Source organism: Streptomyces sp. NBC_00996 (genome assembly GCF_045162675.1).
Classification (GTDB): Bacteria; Actinomycetota; Actinomycetes; order Streptomycetales; family Streptomycetaceae; genus Streptomyces.
Window position 1 is genome coordinate 9,417,867 of record NZ_CP108723.1, and the last position, 21,324, is coordinate 9,439,190.

General features: G+C 69.4%; 20 protein-coding genes and 1 pseudogene. 9 read left to right on the forward strand and 12 right to left on the reverse strand.

Features of this window, described 5'->3' with window-relative positions:
- Positions 1-6 precede the first annotated feature (6 nt).
- Positions 7-519 (forward strand): annotated as a pseudogene (locus tag OG390_RS43560) (IclR family transcriptional regulator C-terminal domain-containing protein); the annotation flags it as partial.
- Here OG390_RS43560 and OG390_RS43565 read toward each other — a convergent pair.
- The 11 genes from OG390_RS43565 to OG390_RS43615 all read right to left on the reverse strand — a co-directional run bounded on the left by OG390_RS43565 (position 470) and on the right by OG390_RS43615 (position 11,351).
- The gene (locus OG390_RS43565) at positions 470-1,405 is read right to left on the reverse strand and encodes a PDR/VanB family oxidoreductase (RefSeq protein WP_406175713.1); all 936 of its coding nucleotides are present in this window, start codon (positions 1,403-1,405) and stop codon (positions 470-472) included. The pseudogene OG390_RS43560 and the gene OG390_RS43565 overlap by 50 nt on opposite strands.
- Entirely contained in the window at positions 1,402-1,587 is a 186-nt protein-coding gene (locus OG390_RS43570; RefSeq protein ID WP_406175714.1) for a hypothetical protein, read from the reverse strand. The genes OG390_RS43565 and OG390_RS43570 overlap by 4 nt, the downstream gene beginning before the upstream one ends.
- Positions 1,584-2,648 (reverse strand): Rieske 2Fe-2S domain-containing protein, encoded by a 1,065-nt coding sequence (locus OG390_RS43575; protein WP_406175716.1) that lies wholly within the window; start codon positions 2,646-2,648, stop codon positions 1,584-1,586. The genes OG390_RS43570 and OG390_RS43575 overlap by 4 nt, the downstream gene beginning before the upstream one ends.
- Before the next feature lie 590 nt (positions 2,649-3,238).
- Positions 3,239-3,532, reverse strand: a complete 294-nt coding sequence (locus OG390_RS43580; protein WP_406175718.1) for a transposase family protein — start codon at positions 3,530-3,532, stop codon at positions 3,239-3,241.
- Positions 3,533-3,728: 196 nt separating this feature from the next.
- A complete protein-coding gene (locus OG390_RS43585; protein WP_406175720.1) occupies positions 3,729-5,381 on the reverse strand; it encodes an FAD-binding oxidoreductase in 1,653 nt (550 codons plus the stop codon).
- 184 nt (positions 5,382-5,565) lie between these two features.
- Positions 5,566-6,597: an NAD-dependent epimerase/dehydratase family protein gene (locus tag OG390_RS43590; RefSeq protein ID WP_406175721.1), complete on the reverse strand. Its 1,032-nt coding sequence runs from the start codon at positions 6,595-6,597 to the stop codon at positions 5,566-5,568.
- On the reverse strand, positions 6,588-7,634 hold the full coding sequence (locus tag OG390_RS43595; RefSeq protein ID WP_406175723.1) for a ScbA/BarX family gamma-butyrolactone biosynthesis protein: 1,047 nt from the start codon (positions 7,632-7,634) through the stop codon (positions 6,588-6,590). Before OG390_RS43595 ends, OG390_RS43590 begins: the two co-directional genes overlap by 10 nt.
- A 50-nt stretch (positions 7,635-7,684) precedes the next feature.
- Positions 7,685-9,316 (reverse strand): FAD-dependent monooxygenase, encoded by a 1,632-nt coding sequence (locus OG390_RS43600; protein ID WP_406175725.1) that lies wholly within the window; start codon positions 9,314-9,316, stop codon positions 7,685-7,687.
- Positions 9,313-9,975, reverse strand: a complete 663-nt coding sequence (locus OG390_RS43605; protein ID WP_406175727.1) for an HAD family hydrolase — start codon at positions 9,973-9,975, stop codon at positions 9,313-9,315. Before OG390_RS43605 ends, OG390_RS43600 begins: the two co-directional genes overlap by 4 nt.
- On the reverse strand, positions 9,972-10,337 hold the full coding sequence (locus tag OG390_RS43610) for a hypothetical protein (protein WP_406175729.1): 366 nt from the start codon (positions 10,335-10,337) through the stop codon (positions 9,972-9,974). The genes OG390_RS43605 and OG390_RS43610 overlap by 4 nt, the downstream gene beginning before the upstream one ends.
- 15 nt (positions 10,338-10,352) lie before the next feature.
- Entirely contained in the window at positions 10,353-11,351 is a 999-nt protein-coding gene (locus tag OG390_RS43615) for a phosphotriesterase (protein ID WP_406175730.1), read from the reverse strand.
- Positions 11,352-11,569: 218 nt separating this feature from the next.
- On the opposite strand from OG390_RS43615, the gene OG390_RS43620 reads away from it, so the two are divergent.
- Together OG390_RS43620 and OG390_RS43625 are read left to right on the forward strand one after the other, a co-directional pair.
- A complete protein-coding gene (locus tag OG390_RS43620; RefSeq protein ID WP_406178226.1) occupies positions 11,570-12,445 on the forward strand; it encodes an SDR family NAD(P)-dependent oxidoreductase in 876 nt (291 codons plus the stop codon).
- Between the two features lie 8 nt (positions 12,446-12,453).
- Complete coding sequence (locus OG390_RS43625; protein WP_406175732.1) at positions 12,454-13,026, forward strand: TetR/AcrR family transcriptional regulator; 573 nt, start codon at positions 12,454-12,456, stop codon at positions 13,024-13,026.
- Here OG390_RS43625 and OG390_RS43630 read toward each other — a convergent pair.
- On the reverse strand, positions 13,012-13,878 hold the full coding sequence (locus OG390_RS43630) for a helix-turn-helix transcriptional regulator (RefSeq protein WP_406175733.1): 867 nt from the start codon (positions 13,876-13,878) through the stop codon (positions 13,012-13,014). The genes OG390_RS43625 and OG390_RS43630 overlap by 15 nt on opposite strands.
- Positions 13,879-14,055: 177 nt before the next feature.
- Here OG390_RS43630 and OG390_RS43635 point away from each other — a divergent pair, with 177 nt between their 5' ends.
- The 6 genes from OG390_RS43635 to OG390_RS43660 all read left to right on the forward strand — a co-directional run bounded on the left by OG390_RS43635 (position 14,056) and on the right by OG390_RS43660 (position 21,076).
- Positions 14,056-15,306, forward strand: coding sequence for a cytochrome P450 (locus OG390_RS43635; RefSeq protein WP_406175735.1), 1,251 nt, complete (start codon positions 14,056-14,058; stop codon positions 15,304-15,306).
- Positions 15,307-15,320: 14 nt separating this feature from the next.
- Positions 15,321-16,529 (forward strand): MFS transporter, encoded by a 1,209-nt coding sequence (locus OG390_RS43640; protein ID WP_406175737.1) that lies wholly within the window; start codon positions 15,321-15,323, stop codon positions 16,527-16,529.
- A gap of 112 nt (positions 16,530-16,641) precedes the next feature.
- Positions 16,642-17,625 carry an aldo/keto reductase gene (locus OG390_RS43645; RefSeq protein WP_406175738.1) on the forward strand — a complete coding sequence of 328 codons (984 nt, stop codon included), beginning with the start codon at positions 16,642-16,644 and terminating at the stop codon, positions 17,623-17,625.
- A 53-nt stretch (positions 17,626-17,678) separates the two neighbouring features.
- On the forward strand, positions 17,679-18,569 hold the full coding sequence (locus OG390_RS43650; RefSeq protein ID WP_406175739.1) for an SDR family NAD(P)-dependent oxidoreductase: 891 nt from the start codon (positions 17,679-17,681) through the stop codon (positions 18,567-18,569).
- A gap of 30 nt (positions 18,570-18,599) precedes the next feature.
- Complete coding sequence (locus tag OG390_RS43655; RefSeq protein WP_406175741.1) at positions 18,600-20,852, forward strand: MMPL family transporter; 2,253 nt, start codon at positions 18,600-18,602, stop codon at positions 20,850-20,852.
- Positions 20,849-21,076 (forward strand): ferredoxin, encoded by a 228-nt coding sequence (locus OG390_RS43660; protein WP_406175743.1) that lies wholly within the window; start codon positions 20,849-20,851, stop codon positions 21,074-21,076. The genes OG390_RS43655 and OG390_RS43660 overlap by 4 nt, the downstream gene beginning before the upstream one ends.
- Positions 21,077-21,324 lie beyond the last annotated feature (248 nt).

Below are 21,324 nucleotides of genomic sequence, written 5' to 3' on the forward strand. Positions count from 1 at the left end.
GCGGTCGCCTCGCTCTGCGTCCTCGACGGCGACGACATCGTGTACGTGGCACGTGTGCCCACCCGCCGCATCATGACCGCGAGCATCACCGTCGGCACCCGCTTCCCGGCCCATGTCACCTCCGTGGGCCGGGTGATCCTCGCCCAGCTGCCGGACGAGGAGGTGGACGCCCGGCTCGCCCGCGCCGAACTGCGGCCCCTGACGACGCGCACCATCGTCTCGGTCGAACGGCTCACAGCGGAACTGGACCGCGTACGACGTCAGGGGTACGCCATCGTCGACCAGGAGCTGGAGGAGGGGCTGCGCTCGGTCGCCGCCCCGGTGCGGGACCGGGACGGCGAGGTGGTGGCGGCGGTGAACATCCCGGTGCACGCGAGCCGCAACTCCGTGGCGTCCGTACGCCGAGACCTGCTGCCCCACCTGCTGGCGACGGTGACCCGCATCGAGGCGGACCTCCGGGACCTCCGGCTCACAGGTCCAGCACGAGCCGCTTCCCGAGACAGCGGGACACACAGATGAGCATCGTCTCGCCCGCCTCCCGCTCCTCGTCCGTGAGCACCGAGTCCCGGTGGTCCGGGGTGCCTTCGAGGACGTCCGTCTCGCAGGTCCCGCAGGTGCCCTCGGTGCAGGAGTAGAGCACCTCGACACCGGCGGCCCGCACGGTGTCGAGGACGGAGATACCGGCGGGGACGGTCAGCGTGCGCCCGGCACGCTCCAGCACGACCTCGAACTCGCCGTCCGGGCCGCTCTCCTGGACCTTCGGCTGGAAGCGCTCGACGTGCAGCAGCCCGCTCGGGCATGCCTCCTCCACCGCGTCCAGCAGGGGGCCGGGACCGCAGCAGTAGACAAGCGTGTCCTCGGGGACCTCCGCCAGCACGGACGCCAGGTCCAGCAGCCCGGTCTCGTCCTGGGGGGCGATCCGCACCCGGTCCCCGTAGCGGCTCAACTCCTCGGCGAATGCCATGGATCGGCGCGATCGACCGCCGTAGAGCAGCGTCCACTCCGCACCCGCCGCCTCCGCCGCGGCCAGCATCGGCAGGATCGGCGTGATGCCGATGCCGCCCGCGATGAAGCGGTAGCGGGGCGCGGGCCGGAGGCCGAAGTGGTTGCGCGGACCGCGTACCCGGACCTTGTCGCCCTGACCCAACTGCTCGTGCACGTACGAGGATCCGCCGCGCCCGTCCGGCTCCCGCAGCACCGCGATCCGCCACGCACGGCGGTCCGACGGATCACCGCACAGCGAGTACTGCCGCTCCAGGCCCGGCCCGAGCACGACGTCGATGTGGGCGCCCGGCTCCCAGGAGGGGAGTTCCTCGCCGAGCGGGTGCCGCAGGGTCAGGGCGAGCACGCCGTCGGCTGCGGACTCCCGCAGCCCGACGACGAGTTCGGCTTCGTACGAGGTCATGAGCCGTGTCCTTGCGCTGTGTGGCCTTCGGGCATGTGGCCTTCGGGATGGGCGAGCATCCACTCCCACATCTCGATCGGGTCCTGGGCGGTGTGCTCGGCACCGCAGTGGCAGGTGCCGTGCAGGATGTCGGTGCCCGGGAGCCAGTCGACGCGGTAGATCTCGCCGGTCGGGCTCGTCACTGGACCTTCTCCATCGGCTTGTCGCCCTCCTCGACCAGACGCGCGAGGATGCGACGGGCGGCGAGACCGCCGGTGTCGATGTTGATGCTCAGCTCCTGGTAGCCGGTGCGCTCGGTGCCCAGCGTCTTCTGCAGCAGGTTGAGCGCGTCGACGTCCTGCATCACGACGGTGTGGTTGAAGTCCCGCAGGAACGTGGTGACTTCCTCGTCGTCGCGGGCGAAGTCCCGGGACACCGCCCAGAAGTCGTACACCTTGCCGTCGCCGGACGGCGTGATCGCGTACGTGATCTCGGTGTGGAAGGCGTTCGGGTCGCTGCCGTCCGCCTCGGGCAGCACACCGACCGGTGCGATGCGGCTGTGCAGCAGATACAGGCACGGGGCGAAGTACTCGATGTCCTGCCAGCGCGTGATGCGGCCCTCGATGCCCGTCGAGCGTGCGTAGAACGGCGGACACTCGGCGTCGTCCATGTGCCGGCTGACCCGCACGATGCCCGCGCCCTCGTCGACCTCGGTCGTGATCGGCGTCTCGGCGACCTCGGGCGTGCCGATGTAGCCGCCGTGCAGATAGGTCTCGTGGGAGAGGTCCAGGAGGTTGTCGACGAGGAGGCCGTAGTCCGCGTCGATGGGCTCCATGCCGGAGACCGTGGTCCAGTCCGGCGAGTCCATGTGCCGGGCCCGCGGGATGGTCCCCGGGTCGGCGAGGGCCGGGTCGCCGACCCAGACCCAGACGAACGAGTCCTGCTCGACGACCGGGTACGAGGCGACACGCGCCGTGCGCGGTATCCGTTTCTGGCCGGGCACATACACGCAGGCGCCCGTCGTGTCGTACGTGAACCCGTGGTACCCGCACACGATCCTGTCGCCGTCGAGCCGGCTCTCCGAGAGCGGGAAGCGGCGGTGCACGCAACGGTCGGACAGGGCGACGGCCGCCCCGTCGTCCTCGGTGCGGTAAAAGACGAGCGGCTCACCGAGGATCGTGCGGCCGAGCAGCTCTCGCCCCACCTCGTGCGTGTAGGCGGCGACGTACCACTGGTTCCTGGCGAAGGCGGTCATGTGAGGCATGGGGGCTGGTTCCCGTCTCTGTGGCGTGGCGACATCGTCCGCAGGGGCCTCGCAAGGCCGCAATACCGCTTCCGTCTCACGGAAGCGGATTTCGAAGTTGCCTGCTCAGAGGGGTTACTGGCGCGCAAGAGCAGGTTTCGAGCAACGGCGAGGGCATCGACTCGGTTCAGTGTCATCGATGGCGCTTTGCGTCACTCCGCGCATGGATCTTGTACCGACATGTTCGGACAACGAATTTTTGCGCCTATTCTTCTGCCTGTATTTGGCTGGTACAGCGGCACTTTTCGCATCGTCACAGTTCACCTGTGCTCGGTCCCGGGAAGCATGAGCCTCGGGTCGAATCCGGGTCGAATGGGCCCGTTTTTCGTCCCGATAGAGTGCAACGGCGTTGCACGAGAGCGGACGCCATCGCATCCGCGGGGTGCGTGCCTCCAACTCCGGCAGGCGGCGTATCAGCCGCAGCAGTGTCGACCGGCTCGCCCGGACCGCGAGCGCGTGCGCCAGACGGGCCCCGGCACGGCCGGCCGGCATCGGCGCCAACCGCTCAAGCACCGCCTGCAGCACGGCGCTTCGCCTTACACGCCGGAAGGTCAACCCGTCGATCTGCCCGGCGAACGTTGCCTGCTGACATGGTGTTCATGGCAGCGGAACCGCCGGACCTGTAACTCGATCACCACGCTACGTCCGCCGACCGAGCTGCCCGCGAGCCGGCGCACGTACCGGCTGTGCACCCGGGCCGACTTCGTCCCGCACGCCGGACATGCAACTCGCTGCGCCGCGGTGCGAGCCTGTACGACCACCAACTGCCCGTCGATCGCGACGTTTTCGATCAGAACACCTTCGACCTGGTGGAACCACAAGTCCTGGAGGAGCACATCACCCACGGCCGTTCGTGATCGCGGTTGTGGTGACCCTGCGCGGCTTCAGCGCTGAACGTGATCCAGAACCCACTTTGAGCGACCGCCGACACGACCCCGCAGTGAACGAATCACCCAGTCAGACGTCTTGACGCATCGGCACACTTTTCCGCGTTCACCCTGGTCACCATGAGGAGCTGACCGGCAAAGGCTGGACAGCGCATCATCGGGCGGTGGATCGGGCCGGAAGCCCTATCGACTGCGAGTGCCGGAAGAAGTCGGTGGGATCCCAGCGGGCCTTCACCTGTTGCAGGCGCGCGTAGTTCGCCTTCCAGTACAGCGTGTACCAGGGAACACCGGAGGTGTTCCACGCGGGGTCGGTGATGTCGGAATCCGGGTCGTTGATGTAGCAGCCGTCGGTGGCGTCGCCGGGCACCGGATATCCGCCGGTTGCCGCGAACGTCTGGCTGTAGATGTCGCGCAGCCAGCCGATATGGGTCCCGTCCTCGCGCGGGTCGACCCAGAAATTCTCGTACAGCGCGATGAAGGAGGAATCGCGGTGCGCGAACGCGGTCGCCTCGGTGGCTACTTCATTGGGCCGGCCGCCACCGCCGTTGAGGGATATCGCCGCATTGGGATTGGCGTAGTCCATGCGCGTCATGTTTCGGTGGATGACCGCGATCTGGTCGTCGGTGAAACTCCTCCGCATCCAGGCCGTCTTGACGGCACTGCGCAGGGTGTGGTCGTACAACAAGGCCGGGCTGCTGGTGCCGACCAGCTTGGTGGAGGCCAGCCACGGCACCCGCCGGGAGGGGAACGAGGCGGAGATGCCGGTGTTGCGGGTGAGGGTGGCCGCGTAGTCGGCGAGCAGCCGGTCGGCATCCGGGTCGGTTCCGTCGACCTGGGTGAACAGGGCGACGCCGCCGGCCGGACCCTGGCGCATCAGCAGGTAGCCGGCGAGGGAGATGAAGGGGGAGGACACTGAGCCGTTGTCCACGTGCCAGTCGGCGAAGTTGTGCACCAGTCGGCCGAAGGTCGGAAGATCCAGCTGGTTCCAGGGGATGTTGAGCAGGCTGACCAGCACCTCCTTGGGCGGCTGCGGGAGTTGCAGGGCCGGATCCGTGCCGGTGGATCCGGCCGCGCGGAACCAGTAGCGGGTGATGATGCCGAAGTTGCCGCCTCCACCGCCCGCGGTGGCCCACCACAGATCATGGTTCGGGTCCGACGGGTCACGTGAGGCGATCACGCGCCGTACGGTGCCGGGGCGGTCCACGACCACCATCTCCACGGCCTCGATGTGGTCGGCGACCAGCCCGAATCTTCGGGTCAGCAGTCCGAAGCCGCCGCCGCTGGCATGCCCGCCGATGCCGACGGTCAGGCAGGCGCCGCCGGGGATCGTCACGCCCCAGCCCTTGTACAGGGCCTCGTATATCTGGCCCAGTTGGGCTCCGGCCTGCACCGAGAAGGCCCGGCGTGCCGCGTCGTACGCCACCTCGTTCATCCCGGAGGTGTCGATGATGACGTCCACGTCCCGATGGCTCACGAAATCCGCGTAGCAATGCCCGCCGCTGCGGACGGCAACCCGCTTTCCGGCGCGAACGGCGTCCTGCACCGCCGACACCACCTGTTCCGCTGAACCGACCAGCTGGATGGAATCGGGTGTGGCCTCCCATCGTTTGTTGACGCCGACGGACAATTCGGCGTACCGGGCGTCACCCGGGCGCACGGTCACCGGGCCGAACACCGGGTCGCATGCGCCCACGGAGTCCGCGGTTTCCGCTGCCGCGGCTTTCTGCGAGAGGAGGGACGGTGCGATGGTTGCCGCGGCCACGGCCGTGGCCCCGGTCAGAAGGTGTCGTCTGCCGATTTCGGGCATAGCTGTATCTCCCCTGGAGTGCCTGGGACTTTCGCAAAGGGAATGCGAGGAACGGGAACGTGATGAACGGGAATGTGAGGAGGAGTATCCGGCCGATCCGGGGAAATTTCACGGGTGGCGCTGCCACCAGGCTGGGGGACGGGCGGGCGCCGCCGGGTTGAGGGCTCCCGGCAGCGCCCGCCGCTCACAGGTGGTCGTGGGCGCGGTGCCAGCCCGCCTGGTCGTGCAGGGTGCGGTGCAACGGGCGGAAGGTGACGCCCAGTTCGCTGACGGCACGAGAGGAGCTCACACGACGAAGGTTGCCCTCCAGCAGGGCACGTACACCGTCCCGGGTCGCGGGAGGAGTACGACCCCGCAGACGTGCCGTGGCCTCGAGAACGGCGGCGACGGCGAGCGCGAGACGGGCCGGGACCTCGCGCGGGGGCGCGACACCCGCCGCGCGGGCGGCGAGTCGGCACACCTCCGGCAGCGTCACCCAGCTCCCGGCGACGATGTAACGCCGAGCGTGCGCGCCCGCCACCGCGGCGCGTACACATGCGTCGGCGACGTCACGGGCGTCCACGACATGGTTGCCGGCCCGGGGTACCGCGCGCAGCTCCCCCCGTGCCACGGAGGTGAACAGCCGCCCGGCGGAGGTGGGGCCGGCGTCTCCCGGGCCCCACATCCACCCCGGTAGCACCATCGGCACCCGCACTCCGTTCCGGGCACCGAAGGCGCGTACGACCTCCTCGGAGCTCAGCTTGCTGGCGTAGTAGCCGTTCTCCCGGGTCCGGCGGCCTTCCGGGGTGTCCTCGTCGGAGGGCCGCCCGTCGGGGAGGGTTCCCAGCGTGCCGATGGAGCTGGTGTGCACCACCACCGGTACCCCGGCAATGGCGGCCGCCCGCAGCAGTTCGCCGACAGCGTCCACGTTCGTCGCGGTGAGCAACGCGTCGTCGCGGCCGCCGGGGGCGTAGTACTCCCGGAAGTACGCCGCAGTGTGGATCACCGCGTCGTGGCCCGGGAGCACCCGTGCGATGCTCCGCACGTCGAGGACGTCACCCTGCCACAACTCCATCCGTTTGTGATCCGGGAGCAGGCAGCGGGCCCGTTCGGGGTCCCGGACCACAGCCGTCACCTCGCTGCCCAGGTCGAGCAGGCGCCGTACGGTGTTGCTCCCGAGCAGACCGGTCGCGCCGGTGACGACGACCCGCCGGGGTCGCTGGGTGGTCAGGTCCACTGGACCACGTCCAGCCGGATCGACGTCGTCACCGCCCCGTCCTGCTGCACGTCGACGGCGACCGGGAGGGCGAGGGTGTGCAGCTCCTCGTGCCGGCGAAAACCCTCCACCCTCGCCCGCAGTTCCGTCACCTGGTCCAGCTCCGCGTAGTCGGTGAAGTCGGTGGTGATGGATGCGATGGTGAGGGTCTCGGGAGACAGCCCGTGCAGCCGCGCGACGGAGGCGATGCCCAGCTGGCGGGCCGCCTCCATCTGCAGATGACCGGGCACATGGTCCAGTGGATGGTCGAACATGTGCGGATGGCTCGGATCCATCACGAGCTGTGCCGAGACGTTGCCCGGTCCGGTCAGGACGGGCTCGGTGATGACCACGTTGCGGGCCTCGCGGCGGCCCACCGAGGACGGCGCGGCAGCGGTGAACCGCGGCAGCGTGTGGTCCGCGGCGGCCGCCCGTCGCTTGGCCCGCAAAGTCTGGTACACGCGCTGGGACACGATCAGCAACGCACCGTCCCCGGCCAGCCCGACCTCTCCGTCGAGCGAGACGTCACCGGTGAACGTGAACCCCTGGATGCGACCTGCCTTGTTGCGACGAGGGTGCACGGTCATCGACACCAGCACATGGGCCGGCGTGGCGCCGATCCGCAGCTGGGTCAGGCCCACCGTGCGCAGGTTGAGGGCCCGGAAGATGAACGCCGAGCCGAGCTCCACGCCAAGGTGACGGTGGGCCACCAGGACGCCCGCCTGCCGTACCACCTCCACCAGCAGGGTGAAGTCGTACAGCGGCGCGTTCTCGCCGATCAGGTGGCCGCGCGGTAGCTGCGCGGCCACGACGAACGTGTTCTCGCCGGTCGAGGCGGAGTCGGTGACGAACACCTCGGCGACGGACGTGCGGTGGACCAGGGTGCGGGAGACCGTCGCGTCGTAGCGCAGCGTCGCACCGGCCGTGGCCGTGGCCGCGGCGGTTGCCACGTCCTCGGTCGTGAGTGGCGCTTCCCCGGGCGCGCTGATCCCGGTGGGTCGTGCTTCGGGTATGGACATGATCGAAGCGGATCCCTTCCAAGGTTCCTGAGGAGTGAGCCCAGCGGGTCCTAGGCCGAGTCGGATGTCACCGTCGGCCGCGATGGCAGGCGTTCCAACAGCTCGAGGACTCCCGAGACCCCGGACCGCGCCCCCACGACGCCGTCCGGGCGGATGTATGCCAGCCACGGCGCGCTCGCCGGGCCGAGACCGGGGCCGTCCGCGCGCGCGGTGTCGCATCGGGCACCGTCGGCGCCGGCCTGCCCGGCCGGGTAAGCGGCGTCGGAGGGCTGGATCCACAGCACGTTCACCGTGTCGTCCACGCCCCGGCTGCGCAGGGCGACCAGGGCCCGCACGGCGATCTCGCCGGCCGCCTGGTCCCCGTACGCGATCAGGCTGTGCCGCCCCGCGGTCAGGTACGTGTGCAGTGACTCCGCCTGCGTGCCTCGCACCGGTAGCAGTGCGGTGTCCGGTACGCGCCTGCCCAGCCGGACCGCGCGGGGGACGGAGGAAGCGCCGGACAGGTCGGCCACGGCGGGGCTGGCCGAGTGGTCGAGGTCGAGCTGGGCGAGTTGCGGCAGCATCTGCTTCTCCAGCACGCCGCGGCGGCTGAAGGACTGCATGGTGGCGTCCCGCATGGCACGGGCCATGGGGTTGCGCAGCAGCCACATCCGGGTCTGCTGGTCGGCGTTGCGCACCGCCTGCACCGAGGCGGGACGACGCTCTGTCTCGTAGCTGTCGAGCAGGGCCGGGTCGGCACCACGGGCGACGGCGGCGAGCTTCCAGCCGAGGTCGTAGCCGTCCTGCACACCGGTGTTGAGGCCCTGACCGCCCGCGGGACTGTGCGCGTGGGCGGCGTCGCCGGCCAGGAAGACCGGGCCGTGGCGGAAGCGCGGGGCGACCTTGGCGTGCACCCGGAAGCGGTTGGACCACCAGGTGCCCCGCAGTCTCAGGCCCCCGGGACCGCGCTCGTCGAGCAACTCCTGCAGCAGTTGGTCGGAGGGCGCTCCGGTGCGCCCGTCGGGCTCGATGTCGAAGAAGACCCGGTGTCCGCCCTCCGGCAGGGGCACCAGGACCAGCACCCCGTCCGGAGTGATGTGGTACTGCGCCTCGTCCTTCGGGACCGAGCCCTCCACCGGGCCGTCGCCGAGCAGAAACACCCGGTCGTAGGTGTGCCCTTCGAAGGGGATGCCGACCGCGTCGCGCACCATGCTGTGCGTGCCGTCGGCACCGACCAGCCAACGGTACGTCTCCTTCTCGACCCGCCCCTGGGCGGTACGCAGGCCAACGGTGACCCCGTCGTCCTCGACATTGAGGCCGACGGCGTCGGTCTGCCACTCCACCGTGCCACCGAGTTCGAGGAGGCGGGCGTGCAGCGCCTCCTCGGTGACGGGCTGCGGGGTGCACAGCGGGTGACGGAAGGCGGTGCCCTCCAAACCGCCGAAGCGCATGCCGCCGATCTGCTTCTTGCGGGACCAGTAGGTGGCACCGGCCAGCGCAAGCGAGGTGCCGACGAGTTTGCCGGCGACGCCGATGCGGTCCAGGCACTCCAGCGCACCGCTCCACAGGATCAGCGCCTTGGGCGCCTCACCCGGGCCCTCGCGCCGGTCGACGATCCGGCAGGGCACGCCGAGGCCGAGCAGGGTGCAGGCAGTGGTCAGGCCGGTGGGGCCGGCTCCGACGATCACAATCTCCGGGGTCATCGCGCAGGACCTCCCGAGTCCGGGTCGCCGGCCTCGAGGAGGGCGAGCACCTCGCGGACGGTGGTGTCGGTGTCGGTGAAGCGGATGGATTCGATGCCGAGTTCGCGGGCGGCGACGCAGTTCTCCTCGGTGTCGTCGACGAACAGGCACTTCCCGGGTTCCGCGTCGAGCCGGTCGAGCAGAATCCGGTAGATCTTCGGGTCGGGCTTGCGCACGCCCTCCTTGTGTGAGTCCACGACGAGTGTGAACAGCTCGTCGACCGGCAGCTGGGCGTGCCAGCGCGGCTCCCACTCGCGGACGTTGTTGGTGAGCAGGGCGATCCGGTAGCCGTCGCCGCGCAGTTGGCGCAGGAAGTCGACGAAGGGCTCGTTGGGCTTTCGCCCGCGAAACCACAGTTCTCCGAACTCGTACCCGTCCAGGACCCGTTCGGATCCCGGGGGCAGCTCGGCCAGAATGCGCTCCGTCATCTGCCGCTCGGTGATGGCGCCGATCTCGAGGGCGGCCATGGGGGTCTCGCCGTGCCTGCGGGTGGCGGCCGCGAACGCCTCGGCGAGGGCCGCGACCTCGATCCCCGCCAGCTCGGCGAAGGCGGTGAAGGTCTCGGCCAGGGGGTTGGTGAGCACGCCGCCGTAGTCGACGACTACGGTATCGATGGTCACGGGTCCTCCGTAAGTTGTTGGGCCTCGGTGGTCGGTCCGTACTCCAGTTGCAGACCGACCATGACCAGTTCGGTTTCGCCGACGTTGTGCATCTGGTGGCACAGCGGCTGTTGCGCCGGGTTGAACAGCACCACGCCGCTGGGGAGTTCACCCTCGCGGATGACCTCGCCGTCGGGGCCGAGCGAACGGACCTTGGCTCCGCTGAGCACCACCGTCGCCCAGGGCTTGCGGTGGGTGTGCAGCGGGCGGGTGCCGCCGGGGGGCACCTGTTCGACCCAGGCCTTCACCAGGGGGGTGTCGAGGCACAGCGGTGCGCCGAGCTCCTCCCAGGGCCCCGCCGGGCTGGTGGGTTGTGCGGACATGGCGTCTCCGAGAGGTCAGTAGGGGGCGTTGGCGGAGAAGAACCGGCGGGGATTGTCGACGAGCATGGTGTGGATCGCCTCGTCACTGACGTCCGCCCGGCGTAACGCGGGCAGCACGTCGTCGTGGATGTGCGTGTAGTCCCAGGACGGGGCGACGAGTTCGCGCTGGTCCGGTGTGAGGTAGTCCAGGTAACACGGGCAGTCGTGGGACAGCACCAGCTGCTCGGCGTAGCCGGCGTGCACCAGTTCGGCTACGGTCTTCACGCGCTGTTCGGCGGGGGCGATGAACTCCATGCCGAAGCGGTCCATGCCGAGAAACGAGCCGGCGTCGAGCAGTTCGCGCAGATAGCCGAGGTCGTCGGTGTCGCCGGAATGGCCGATGACGACCCGGCTGAGGTCGACGCCCTCCTCCTTGAAGACCTTCTGCTGCAGCAGCCCGTTGCGCACCAGGGCGTTGCTGTGCGTCTGGATCGGCGCGCCGGTCACGCGGTGCGCCTGGGCGGTGGCGCGCAGCACGCGCTCCACGCCCTCGGGCAGGTCCTCGGTCTCGGTCGCGCACTTGAGAACGGCCGCCTTGACTCCCGTGTCACCGATGCCCTCGGTGATGTCGCGCACGAACAGTTCCACCATCGGGTCGTCTCCCTCGAAGACCCGGCCGGGGCCGCGGAAGGCGAAGTACATCGGTTCGTCGTTGTAGGTGTAGACGCCGGTGGCCACGACAATGTTGAGCGGTACCCGGGCGGCCACCTTCTTGATACGGGGCAGATAGCGCCCCTGGCCGAGGACGGTGAGGTCGACGATCGTCCGCACCCCACGCTCGGCAGCGGCGGTCAGTCGGGTGACGGCACTCTCGATCTGCGCCTCCTCGTCCCAGAGTTGAGGATTGTTCTCCTGTATCTCCGTGCTGAGCACAAAGATATGCTCATGCATCAGAGTTGTTCCGAGCTGTTCAATCGGAATTCCACCCTCCACCGTTTCGACAATGACGGGTTCCAGAGAATCCAACTTCGCCATTTATCCCCCTGATCTTGTTTTCTGCTCCGCTGCTACGGTCTCGATCCTCAAGTTGGTTTGTCAACGAGTATCTGACGGCATGGTGGTGGCATTACCAATAGTGCTGACAGTTACCTTGCCAGCGGCGAATCCAGCAGAGAAAGTGGGGATTGGGAATGTGCTCGCCGAATGTTAATTCTGCATGACATTCATCTCTGTGAGGAGCGCACGTGGCGCACATGGAAAAGCTCGCCCTGGTGACCGGCAGCACCGACGGGATCGGGCGCGGGACCGCCAAGCTGCTGGCCGAACAGGGCTGGCACGTCGTCGTGCACGGCCGCGACCCCCGCAAAGTGGCCGACGCCCTGGCCGATGTACGCAAGGCGGCCAAGGCCGCCAAGGGCACTGCCGGCGAGATCACTTCCGTGACCGCCGACCTCTCCCGCCTGGAGGAGGTGCACGCCCTGGCCGACGACATGCTGCGCACGCACGGCCGGCTGGACGCCTTGGTCAACAACGCCGGCGTGGCGACACCCAACCGCAGCGCCCGTACCCGTCGCGTCACCCCGGACGGCTACCAGCTCGAATGGCAGGTGAACTTCCTCGCCGCCTTCGCCCTCACCCTGCGCCTGACAGGTCTGCTCGTCGCCTCCGCGCCCGCACGTGTGGTCAACGTGAGCAGCGTCGCCCAGGGGTGGGGCGCCATCCACTGGGACGATCTGCAATTGGAGCGGCGCTGGGACCGCATGACCGCATACGCCCAGTCGAAGCTGGCTCTCACGGCCTTCACCAACGAGTACGCACACCGCCTGGCCGGCCGCGAGGTGTGCGCCAACAGTCTGCATCCGGGCATGTGCTCCACCAAGATGGTCCGCAGCACGTTCGTCTTCGCCCCGCACCGCACCCGATACGGCGCCGAGAACATCGCCCGCCTGGTCACCGACCCCGCACTGCGGTCCACGAGCGGTGCCTACTTCAACGAGAGGCGCCGCATCGAGCCCAACCGCTTCGCCCACGACCCGGCCGGCCGGCGCAGGCTGTGGGACGTGGCCCTGGCCCAGTCCCGTGTCGCCGACCGCGCGGACACCGTCCTCCCCGAGCTGCTCACCGCCTGACCCCGCCGGTGGCCGAACCGAGACGGGGCAGGCGGCAGGCCCGTGGCGAACGCCGTGTCGAGCAGGTGCTGGACGCCGCCGCGCGCCTGCTGTGCCGTACGGGGGTGGCCATGCCCGGCACCACCGCCATCGCTCGCGAGGCCGGAGTCTCCCCGGGCACCTTCTACCAGTTCTTCCCCGACAAGGAGTCAGTGCTCGCCGCGCTGGGGGAGCGGCTGGTGCGCGAGCTGTACGCGGCGCACGGACCCTTGTTCACCGCGGACCACGCACGCCTGCCTCCGCAGCGGCTGACCGACGCGGCCTTCGCCCCGCTGCTGTCGTTCCAGCCCGAGAACCCCGCCCTGCTGGTGCTCATCCGGGCCGAACTGCTGGGCGGCGTACGAGCGATGCTGACCGTGCGCGCCCCCGCGATGCGCGCGGCGGAGCGGGACCGGGTGGCTGACATGGTGTGCGCACTGCTGCAGGCCGGCCGGGCCCTGGTGCTCGCACACCAGGGCCCGGAAGCCGACGCGTACACCGCCGAGGTCAAGGCCGTGATCGGCCGCTATCTCTCCTCGCGGACCGAATCAACCCCGCCATGAGGCGGCGAGGTCACCCAGCTGCTTCTCCTCCTCCGAGCCGGGGAAGGCGAAGTGCGTGACGATGCTGAGTCCGGTGGTGTCGCCCTCCACCGCGAACTTGACGTAGTTGAGCGACAGCGGCCCGACCACCGGGTGCTGGAAGCGCCGTACGGACGGGGTGAACTGCTCCACGTCGTGCGAGGTCCACCACTCGTGGAAGAGCGGGCTGGACTTCTTCAGATCGTTGACCACCTCGATGAAGCGCGGGCGGCCCAGCTCGTGGGCGGACTCCGCGCGCAGCAGCCCCACCAGCCAGCGCGCCTCGCGCTCCCAGTCCGGCAGCAGATCACGGGCGCGCGGCACGTTGAACATCAGCCACAGGACGTTGCGATGACGCTCCGGCACCTGGGCGACGACGCCGTCCATGAGCGCCGCCTCCGCGCGGTTCCAGGCGATGATGTCGAAGCAACGGGTGATCATGTAGGCCGGGTTGGGGTTGAGCAGGTCGATGAACGCCTGGATGTCTGCGCCGGCCGTCGGCTCCGGGTCCATCGAGGTGGTCTGCGGGGCTTCTCCGGCGAGCCGGTAGAGGTGGTCGCGTTCGGGCGCGTCCAGCGCCAGTGCCCTGGCGATCCCGTTGAGCACCTGCCGGGAGACGTTGATGTTCCGCCCCTGCTCCAGCCAGGTGTACCAGGTGAGGCTGACCCCGGACAGCTGGGCCACTTCCTCCCGCCGCAGCCCCGGGATCCGCCGACGCCCGGACGCCGGTCCGGAAACTTGAATTCCTGACTTCTCCGGGTCCGCCTTTCGGCGTCGTGACCTCAGAAAGTCGCCTAGTTCCTTACGGCTGAGCTCGTCCTTGGAAGGTCCCATGCGTAATCCCCCGTCGCGCTGGCCAGGACTATGTGGTGCCGTTTCCACCAGTATTTACTCCACTCTTCTTCCGCGTCAATCGTTGCCTAATGATGAGACAGGCGACGGGTAATAGCCGACGTCGAATACCACGTACCGCACACCGCATATGCAGTCGATTTACGGAGGGGAAACCGTATGGAAACAGAGACTGAGCGGAAGACCACGGTCGCCGACGAAGTGGACGGAGTGCTGGCCGAGCTGTTCCTCACCCCGGACGGCCTGCGCGATCCGTATCCGCGCTACGAGCGCATCCAGGAACTGACTGCCGTTCACCATACCGCGCTCGGCCATTGGGTGGTCACGGGTTACGACGACGTCAACGCCTTCCTGCGCAGTCAGCACGCCCTCAAGGACCCCTACCGGGTCTTCGCCCCCTGGGTCGGCAAGGACGACTGGCAGGACCACGCCGCTCTGCGCCGGCTGCCCAACATCATGTTGTGGGCCAACCCGCCGGACCACACCCGGCTGCGCAAGCTCGCCGGCTTCGCGTTCACCAACCGTGCTGTGCAGGCCATGCGCCCGCAGGTGACCGAGATGGTCGAGCGCCTGGCCGACAAGCTCGAACGCGAGGGCTCCCTCGACTACATGAAGGACTTCGCCTTCCCGCTGCCGGCCATGGCCACCGGCCGCATGCTCGGCATCCCCGACGCCGATCTGCCCTCACTGCAGGGCCCGATGCGCGCCTTCCAGGACATCTACGAACTCGGTCTGACTCCCGAGGACCTCGCCGAGTGCGACAAGGGTGCCCAGTTCACCGACGACTACTTCAGCGCCCTCGTCGAGGAGCGCCGCAAAAGCCCCGGCGACGACCTGCTGTCCGCCCTCATCGCCGCCAAGGACGGCGAGGACAAGCTCAGCCAGGGCGAGCTCATCGGCATGTGCAACCTGCTGTTCGGTGCCGGTTTCGAGACCACGACCAACCTGCTGGGCAACGGCATGCTGGCCCTGCTGCGCCACCCCGACCAGATGGACCGGCTGCGGGCCGACCTGAGCCTTGTTCCGGGCGCCGTCGAGGAGATGCTCCGTTACGACAGCCCCACCCAGCTCGGCAACCGGGTCACCGACGGCCCCGTCGAGATCGCCGGCGTCGAGATCCCGGTCGGCTCCTCGGTGGTGGCCCTGGTCGGCGCCGCCCACCGCGACCCGCGGCGTTACCCCGACCCCACCCGCTTCGACGTGACCCGCGCCGACGCTCCCGTGCTGTCCTTCAGTTCCGGCATCCACTACTGCCTCGGCGCGTCATTGGCCCGCATGGAGGCGCAGATCGCCTTCACCACCCTGCTGCGCCGCTTTCCCGGGCTGCGCTTCGACGGGGAGGACACCGTGGTGTTCCGGCCCCGGCTCACCCTGCGCGGCGTGGAATCCCTGCCCATCGCGATCGACTGACGGGAGGTCACCACGTGGCTTCCCCCGTACGGACCGACCGCGCCCGGGGCCGGTCCACCGTCCCCGCGCGCGGCCTGGTGCCGTTGTTCGCGATCGCCTGCGGACTGACCGTGGGCAACCTCTATCTGTCCCTGCCGCTGCTGGACACCCTCGCCGCCGAGCTGCACCGCTCGCACTTCGCGGTGAGCCTGGTCGTTGTGGCCACCCAGGCCGCGTATGCGGTCGGTCTGGTGCTGGTCGTACCGCTGGGCGACATGCTCGACCGGCGCAGACTCCTTCTCGCCCTGCTCACCGCCGAAACGGCGGCGCTGTTGCTGGCCGCCACCGCGCCCGGCATCGAGGTGCTGTGTGTGGCCGCGGCTCTCATCGGACTGACCTCGGTGGTGGTCATGGTGATGGTGCCGTTCGCCGCGTCGCTCGCCACCGAGGCCGAACGCGGCCGGGTGGTGGCGAGCGTGATGAGCGGGGTCCTCATCGGCTCGCTGCTGATCCGCTTCCTGTCCGGTGTCATCGGCGAGCACACCGGCTGGCGGCCCGTCTACTACGGCGCGGCCGGCGTCGCCGGAGCACTCGTCCTCGTCCTGCGCAGCCGCATCCCGGCGGGCACTGGGGCCCCGCCGGACACTGGCCTCGGCTACGCGAGTCTGCTGCGCTCACTGCCGGGCCTGGTGAGCTCGAGTCCTGTGCTGCGCCGCCGTACCCTCTACGGGGCGCTGTGCTTCGCCGCGTTCACCGCCTTCTGGACCCCGCTGCCTTTCCTCCTCGCCGGCCCCCACTACGGATACGGAGCCGACGCGGTCGGGCTGCTCAGCCTGGTCGGCATCGGCGGTGTCGTGGCGGCGGCCCTCGCCGGCCGAGCGGCGGACCGCGATCTCGGGCCCTGGCCCACCGGGATCCTGCTCGCCGGGGGGTGTCTGTCCTTCCTCCCTGCCACCTTCGGCGAGCACACTCTCGCACTGCTCGTCTTGGCCACGTTCCTCCTGGACTTCATGGTCCAAGGAGCTCACATCACCAATCAGAGCGAGATCTACCGACTGCCCCCGGAAATTCGCGGCCGAGTGACCTCGGTGTACATGACCGGATATTTCCTGGGCGGAGCGGTGGGGGCCGTCGGAGCGGCGGCCCTGTATTCCGCATCGGGCTGGCCCGCGGTTTGCGTACTGGGGTCCGCACTCACCGGCGCCGCCTTCCTGGCCTGGGCGTTCCACCTGGTCAGAGACTGATCTGGTGCTCCGACTGCTATTAGTTCCGCCACCATTGTGCCCAATGGGGCCCGGTCATAGGGTTGTTGGGCGGGAATTCAGTGAATTCCCCCGATTAAATCGGAGTTGACATATGGACGTGCCCCCGCGTGACCTCGCGGACGGCCTGCAGGTCTCCGCACTCGGACTCGGCTGCATGGGAATGGCCGAATTCTACGGGGACCGCAACGACCCCGAATCGATCGCCACGATCCACCGGGCCATCGACGTCGGCGTGAGCTTCCTCGACACCGCCGACATGTACGGTGACGGAGTCTCCGAGGAGATCGTCGGAAAGGCACTGCGCGGCGGCCACCGCGACCGGGTCGTCCTGGCCACCAAGTGCGGAATGATCAGGACGCCTTCCGGGGTGGAGCTGAACGGCTCGCCCGCCCACATCCGCAAGGCCATCGACGCCAGCCTCAAGCGGCTCGGCACCGACCGGGTCGATCTGTACTATCTGCACCGCATCGACCCGCAGGTGCCGGTCGAGGACTCGGTCGGGGCTCTGTCGGAGATCGTCCAGGCCGGCAAGACCCGCTTCATCGGCCTGTCCGAGGCGGGCGCCCAGACCATCCGACGGGCTCACGCCGTGCACCCGGTCTCCGTCCTGCAGACCGAGTACTCACTGGCCAGCCGCGGGGTCGAGGACAAGATCCTGCCGACCTGCCGTGAACTGGGCATCGGCTTCGTCGCCTGGGGCCCGCTCAGCCGCGGCCTGCTCGGCGGACAGATCATCAGCGACGCGGACCTGGCCGCCACCGATCTGCGCCACTTCCTGCCGCGCTTCGAACCGGACAACCTCGCCGTCAACGGGGCGATCGTCACCCGGCTCGGCGAGATCGCCCTCGACAAGGGCTGCAGCACCGCGCAACTGGCCCTGGCCTGGCTGATGGCGCAGGACGTCGTGCCCATCCCCGGCAGTCAGACCCGCCGGGACTTCGACGAGAACGTCGCGGCACTGAGCGTCGAGCTCACCGCGGACGACCTCGCCCGGATCGAAGCCGTCGCACCGCCCGGGGCATTCGCGGGCGAGCGGTTCCCGGCCGGGCTGATGCACCTGGTGGAAGACGAGTGAACGGACACCACCGCATCGAACCACCTCTCCATTCCTTGACGACGGAGGCAACCGTGAGTCCGAACCCTTCCGCACCGACCGCCTTGATCACCGGGGCGTCCGGCGGCCTGGGAACCGCGACGATCAAGAAGCTGTCGAACGCGGGCTGGAATGTGATCGCCGCGGTCCGCACCTCCGGGGCGCTCGCCAAACTGCCCGACGTCGAGTCGCTGACACCCGTCGTCCTGGACGTCGCCGACCCCGACTCGATCGCCGCGGTCGCCGAGAACCTTTCCCCCGTCCTCGGCGACCGCGGGCTCCAAGCCCTGGTGAACAACGCCGGTGTCATCGTGCAGGGGCCGGTCGAGATGGTCCCCCCGCACGCGCTGCGCCGCCAGTTCGACATCAACGTCCTCGGCCAGATCGCGGTCACCCAGGCCTTCCTGCCCGCGCTGCGCCGCGTCGGCGGCCGGGTGGTCAACATCGGCGCCGTCACCGCCCGTGTCTCCGTGCCGTTCTTCGGACCGGTCGCCGCCTCCAAGGCCGCCCTCGCCTCGCTGAACGACGCGCTGCGCATGGAGTTGAGGTTCCAGGGCGTCGACGTCGTTCTGGTCGAACCCGGCGCCCTGGAGACGGAGATCTTCACCAAGGCCGAGAAGTCCGCGGCCCAGGACGGCTGGACCGGCGGCACCGAGGCACGGCGGCGGTACATCAAGGCGGTGGCGGACGCCCAGGCGGCTTCCGCCAAGCAGAGCGCCACGGCCATCGACAAGGCGGCCGGCACCCTGGTCAAGGCGATCACGGCGCGCCGTCCGGCCACCCGCTACCTCATCGGCCAGGACGCCCGCGCCCTGTCGTTCCTGCGCATCCTGCCCGACCGGCTCCGCGACACGATGCTGCTGCGCACGCTCGGACTCAACCGCGCCTCCTTCGAGGCCACCGCGGAATCCGTTCCCCACGCCTGAGACGCCGAATACACCCCGGAGAGGACCATCATGTTCGAGCGTCTGGCCCGGCTGACCACAGCACGGCCACGCCTCATCCTGATCCTGGCGCTGCTGTTCGCCGCCGCCGCCGTCGTCCTCGGCGGCGGGGTGGCCGACCGGCTGCAGGGCGGCGGCACCACCGACCCCGCGGCCGAGTCCTCACAGGCATCGGATCTCCTGGAGCGGGACTTCGCCGCCGGTCGCCCCAATCTGGCGCTGCTGCTCAAGGCCGACGGTGGAGTGGACACCGCGCCCGCTGCCGCCGAGGGTCGGCGGCTCGCCGAGCGGCTCGCCACCGAGCACCATGTGCAGGGCGTGTCGTCGTACTGGCAGGACAAGTCCCCGGCACTGCGCAGCACCGACGGGCGCTACGCGCTGATCGTCGCCCGCATCACGGGAACCGAGACCGGGGCCGACGACACCCTCAAAGCCATCGCGCCTCACTATCGCGGCAGCCACGGCCCGCTGGACGTCAAGATCGGCGGCGCCGCCCAGATCCGTACCGAGGTCCAGGACACCAGCCGGGAGGACCTGGGAAGGGCGGAGGCCATCGCGCTGCCTCTCACTCTGTTGATCCTCGTGCTGGTCTTCCGCAGCGCGGTGGCGGCGCTGCTGCCGGTGATCATCGGACTGATCGCGATTGTCGGCACCAACGCCTCATTGCGGGTCATCACCGGCTTCACCGATGTCTCGGTGTTCGCACTCAACCTGACCACCGCGCTGGGCCTCGGACTTGCCGTGGACTACGGGTTGTTCATCGTCCGCCGCTACCGTGAGGAGTTGCACGGCGGCGTGCCTCCCAAGGCGGCCATCGGCGCCACGCTCGCCACCGCCGGACGCACCGTCGCCTTCTCGGCCCTCACCGTGGCCGTGTCGCTCTCGGCCATGCTCATCTTCCCCATGTACTATCTCCGGTCCTTCGCGTACGCGGGCATCTCCGTGGTGCTCATCGCCGCGGCCGCAGCCCTGCTGGTGTTGCCCGCCCTGCTGTTGGTCCTGGGCCGGCGGATCGACGCCCTCGATCTGACCCGGCTCTTCCGGCGCGGCTCCGGCCGCGCGCCGGCCGACGCCTCCGGACGGCGCTGGCGACGCATCGGCGAGGCGGTCGTCAAACGCCCGGTGATCTTCATGGTGACCGCGGTCGCCGCGCTGGTCGCCCTCGGCCTGCCGTTCCTCGGCGCGACCTTCGGCAACATCGACGACCGGCAACTCCCCAAGGAGGCCGAGGCGCACCAGGTGCACCAGGTGATCCGGGACGAGTTCACCTCCCGCCCTACCGGAGTGCTCGACGTGGTCGCCGACGGCGTCGACGGCGCTCGGCGCACCGCCGAGATCGGTCCCTACGCGGCCCGGCTGTCCGGGCTGCCCGGCGTCGTACGCGTCGACTCCGCGGCCGGCGTCTACCAGAAGGGGCACCTGACCCAGCCCGCCGGACCCGCGCAACAGCACTACACCGCCGAGGGCGGCAAGGCCACCTATTTGTCCGTGGTGCCCTCCCTGGAGGACGTCTCCCCCGAGAGCCAGCACCTGGTGCGCCAGATCCGTGACGTGCCCGCCCCCTTCCCGGTGCACGTGGGCGGCGGCGCGGCCGAGCTGGTCGACACCCAGGACACCCTCACCGACCGGCTGCCCTACGCGCTCGTCGCGATGGTCGGTGTCACGATGGTGCTGCTGTTCCTGATGACCGGCAGCGTTGTGATGCCCCTCAAGGCCGTGGTCCTCAACACCCTTAGCCTGACCGCCACCTTCGGCGCGCTGGTCTGGGTCTTCCAGGACGGCCATCTCAGCGGCGCCCTCGGTGACTTCACCGTCACCGGCTTCCTCCCTGCCACCCTGCCGGTGCTGATGTTCTGCGTGGCCTTCGGACTGTCCATGGACTACGAGGTGTTCGTGCTGTCGCGGATCAAGGAGGAGTACGACCGTACCGGTGACACCGTCCGGGCCGTCGTCTTCGGCCTGCAGCGCAGCGGCGGCGTGGTCACTGCAGCGGCCGCCGTGCTGTCCGTCGTTCTGGTCGCCATCGGCACATCGAAGATCACCAACATGAAGATGCTCGGCCTCGGCCTGGCCTTGGCCGTCCTTATGGACGCCATCGTCGTGCGAGGCGTTCTGGTGCCGGCGGTGATGCGGCTGCTCGGCCGCGCCAACTGGTGGGCACCCGGCCCCCTGCGGCGGCTGCACAGCAGGTTCGGCATCAGCGAGGGCGGTCCGGCGGAACCGGAGCCGGTCCTGACCGCGGCGAAGGCGGGTGAGCCGCTGTGACGGAGCTCTGGACGGTCGAGCTCGACTCCTCGGTCTGCGTCGGATCGGGCCTGTGTGCCGGCAGCGCGCCCGAGTGCTTCGCCCTGGACACCTCCGGCCGGGCGCGGCAGCCGAAGGCGCCGGTCGAGGCGGCCGACGAGGTGCTGGAAGCGGCCGAGAACTGCCCCGCCGCGGCGATCACGCTGCGCAAGACGACCGGAGGCGAGGAGGTCTTCGCGCCCTGATCCCCCGCAGTGGCGCGAACAGCCTGTCCCGGCTCAGGTGCACCTGAGCCGGGACAGGCATTTTTGCTGCGCATGCGCTGCGCCTCCTGTGGGCATCCCAAGTACGGCCTGACGAGGGATGGGCCCGCACTCGCCCTGATGTTCCCGGGCACTACCGCATCGCTTCGACACGGTGCGTACACCCATGTACGAGCGTGCGCGACGACCTCGGGACATCGTCATTCACGGCGTTCACCACGCTCAAACCT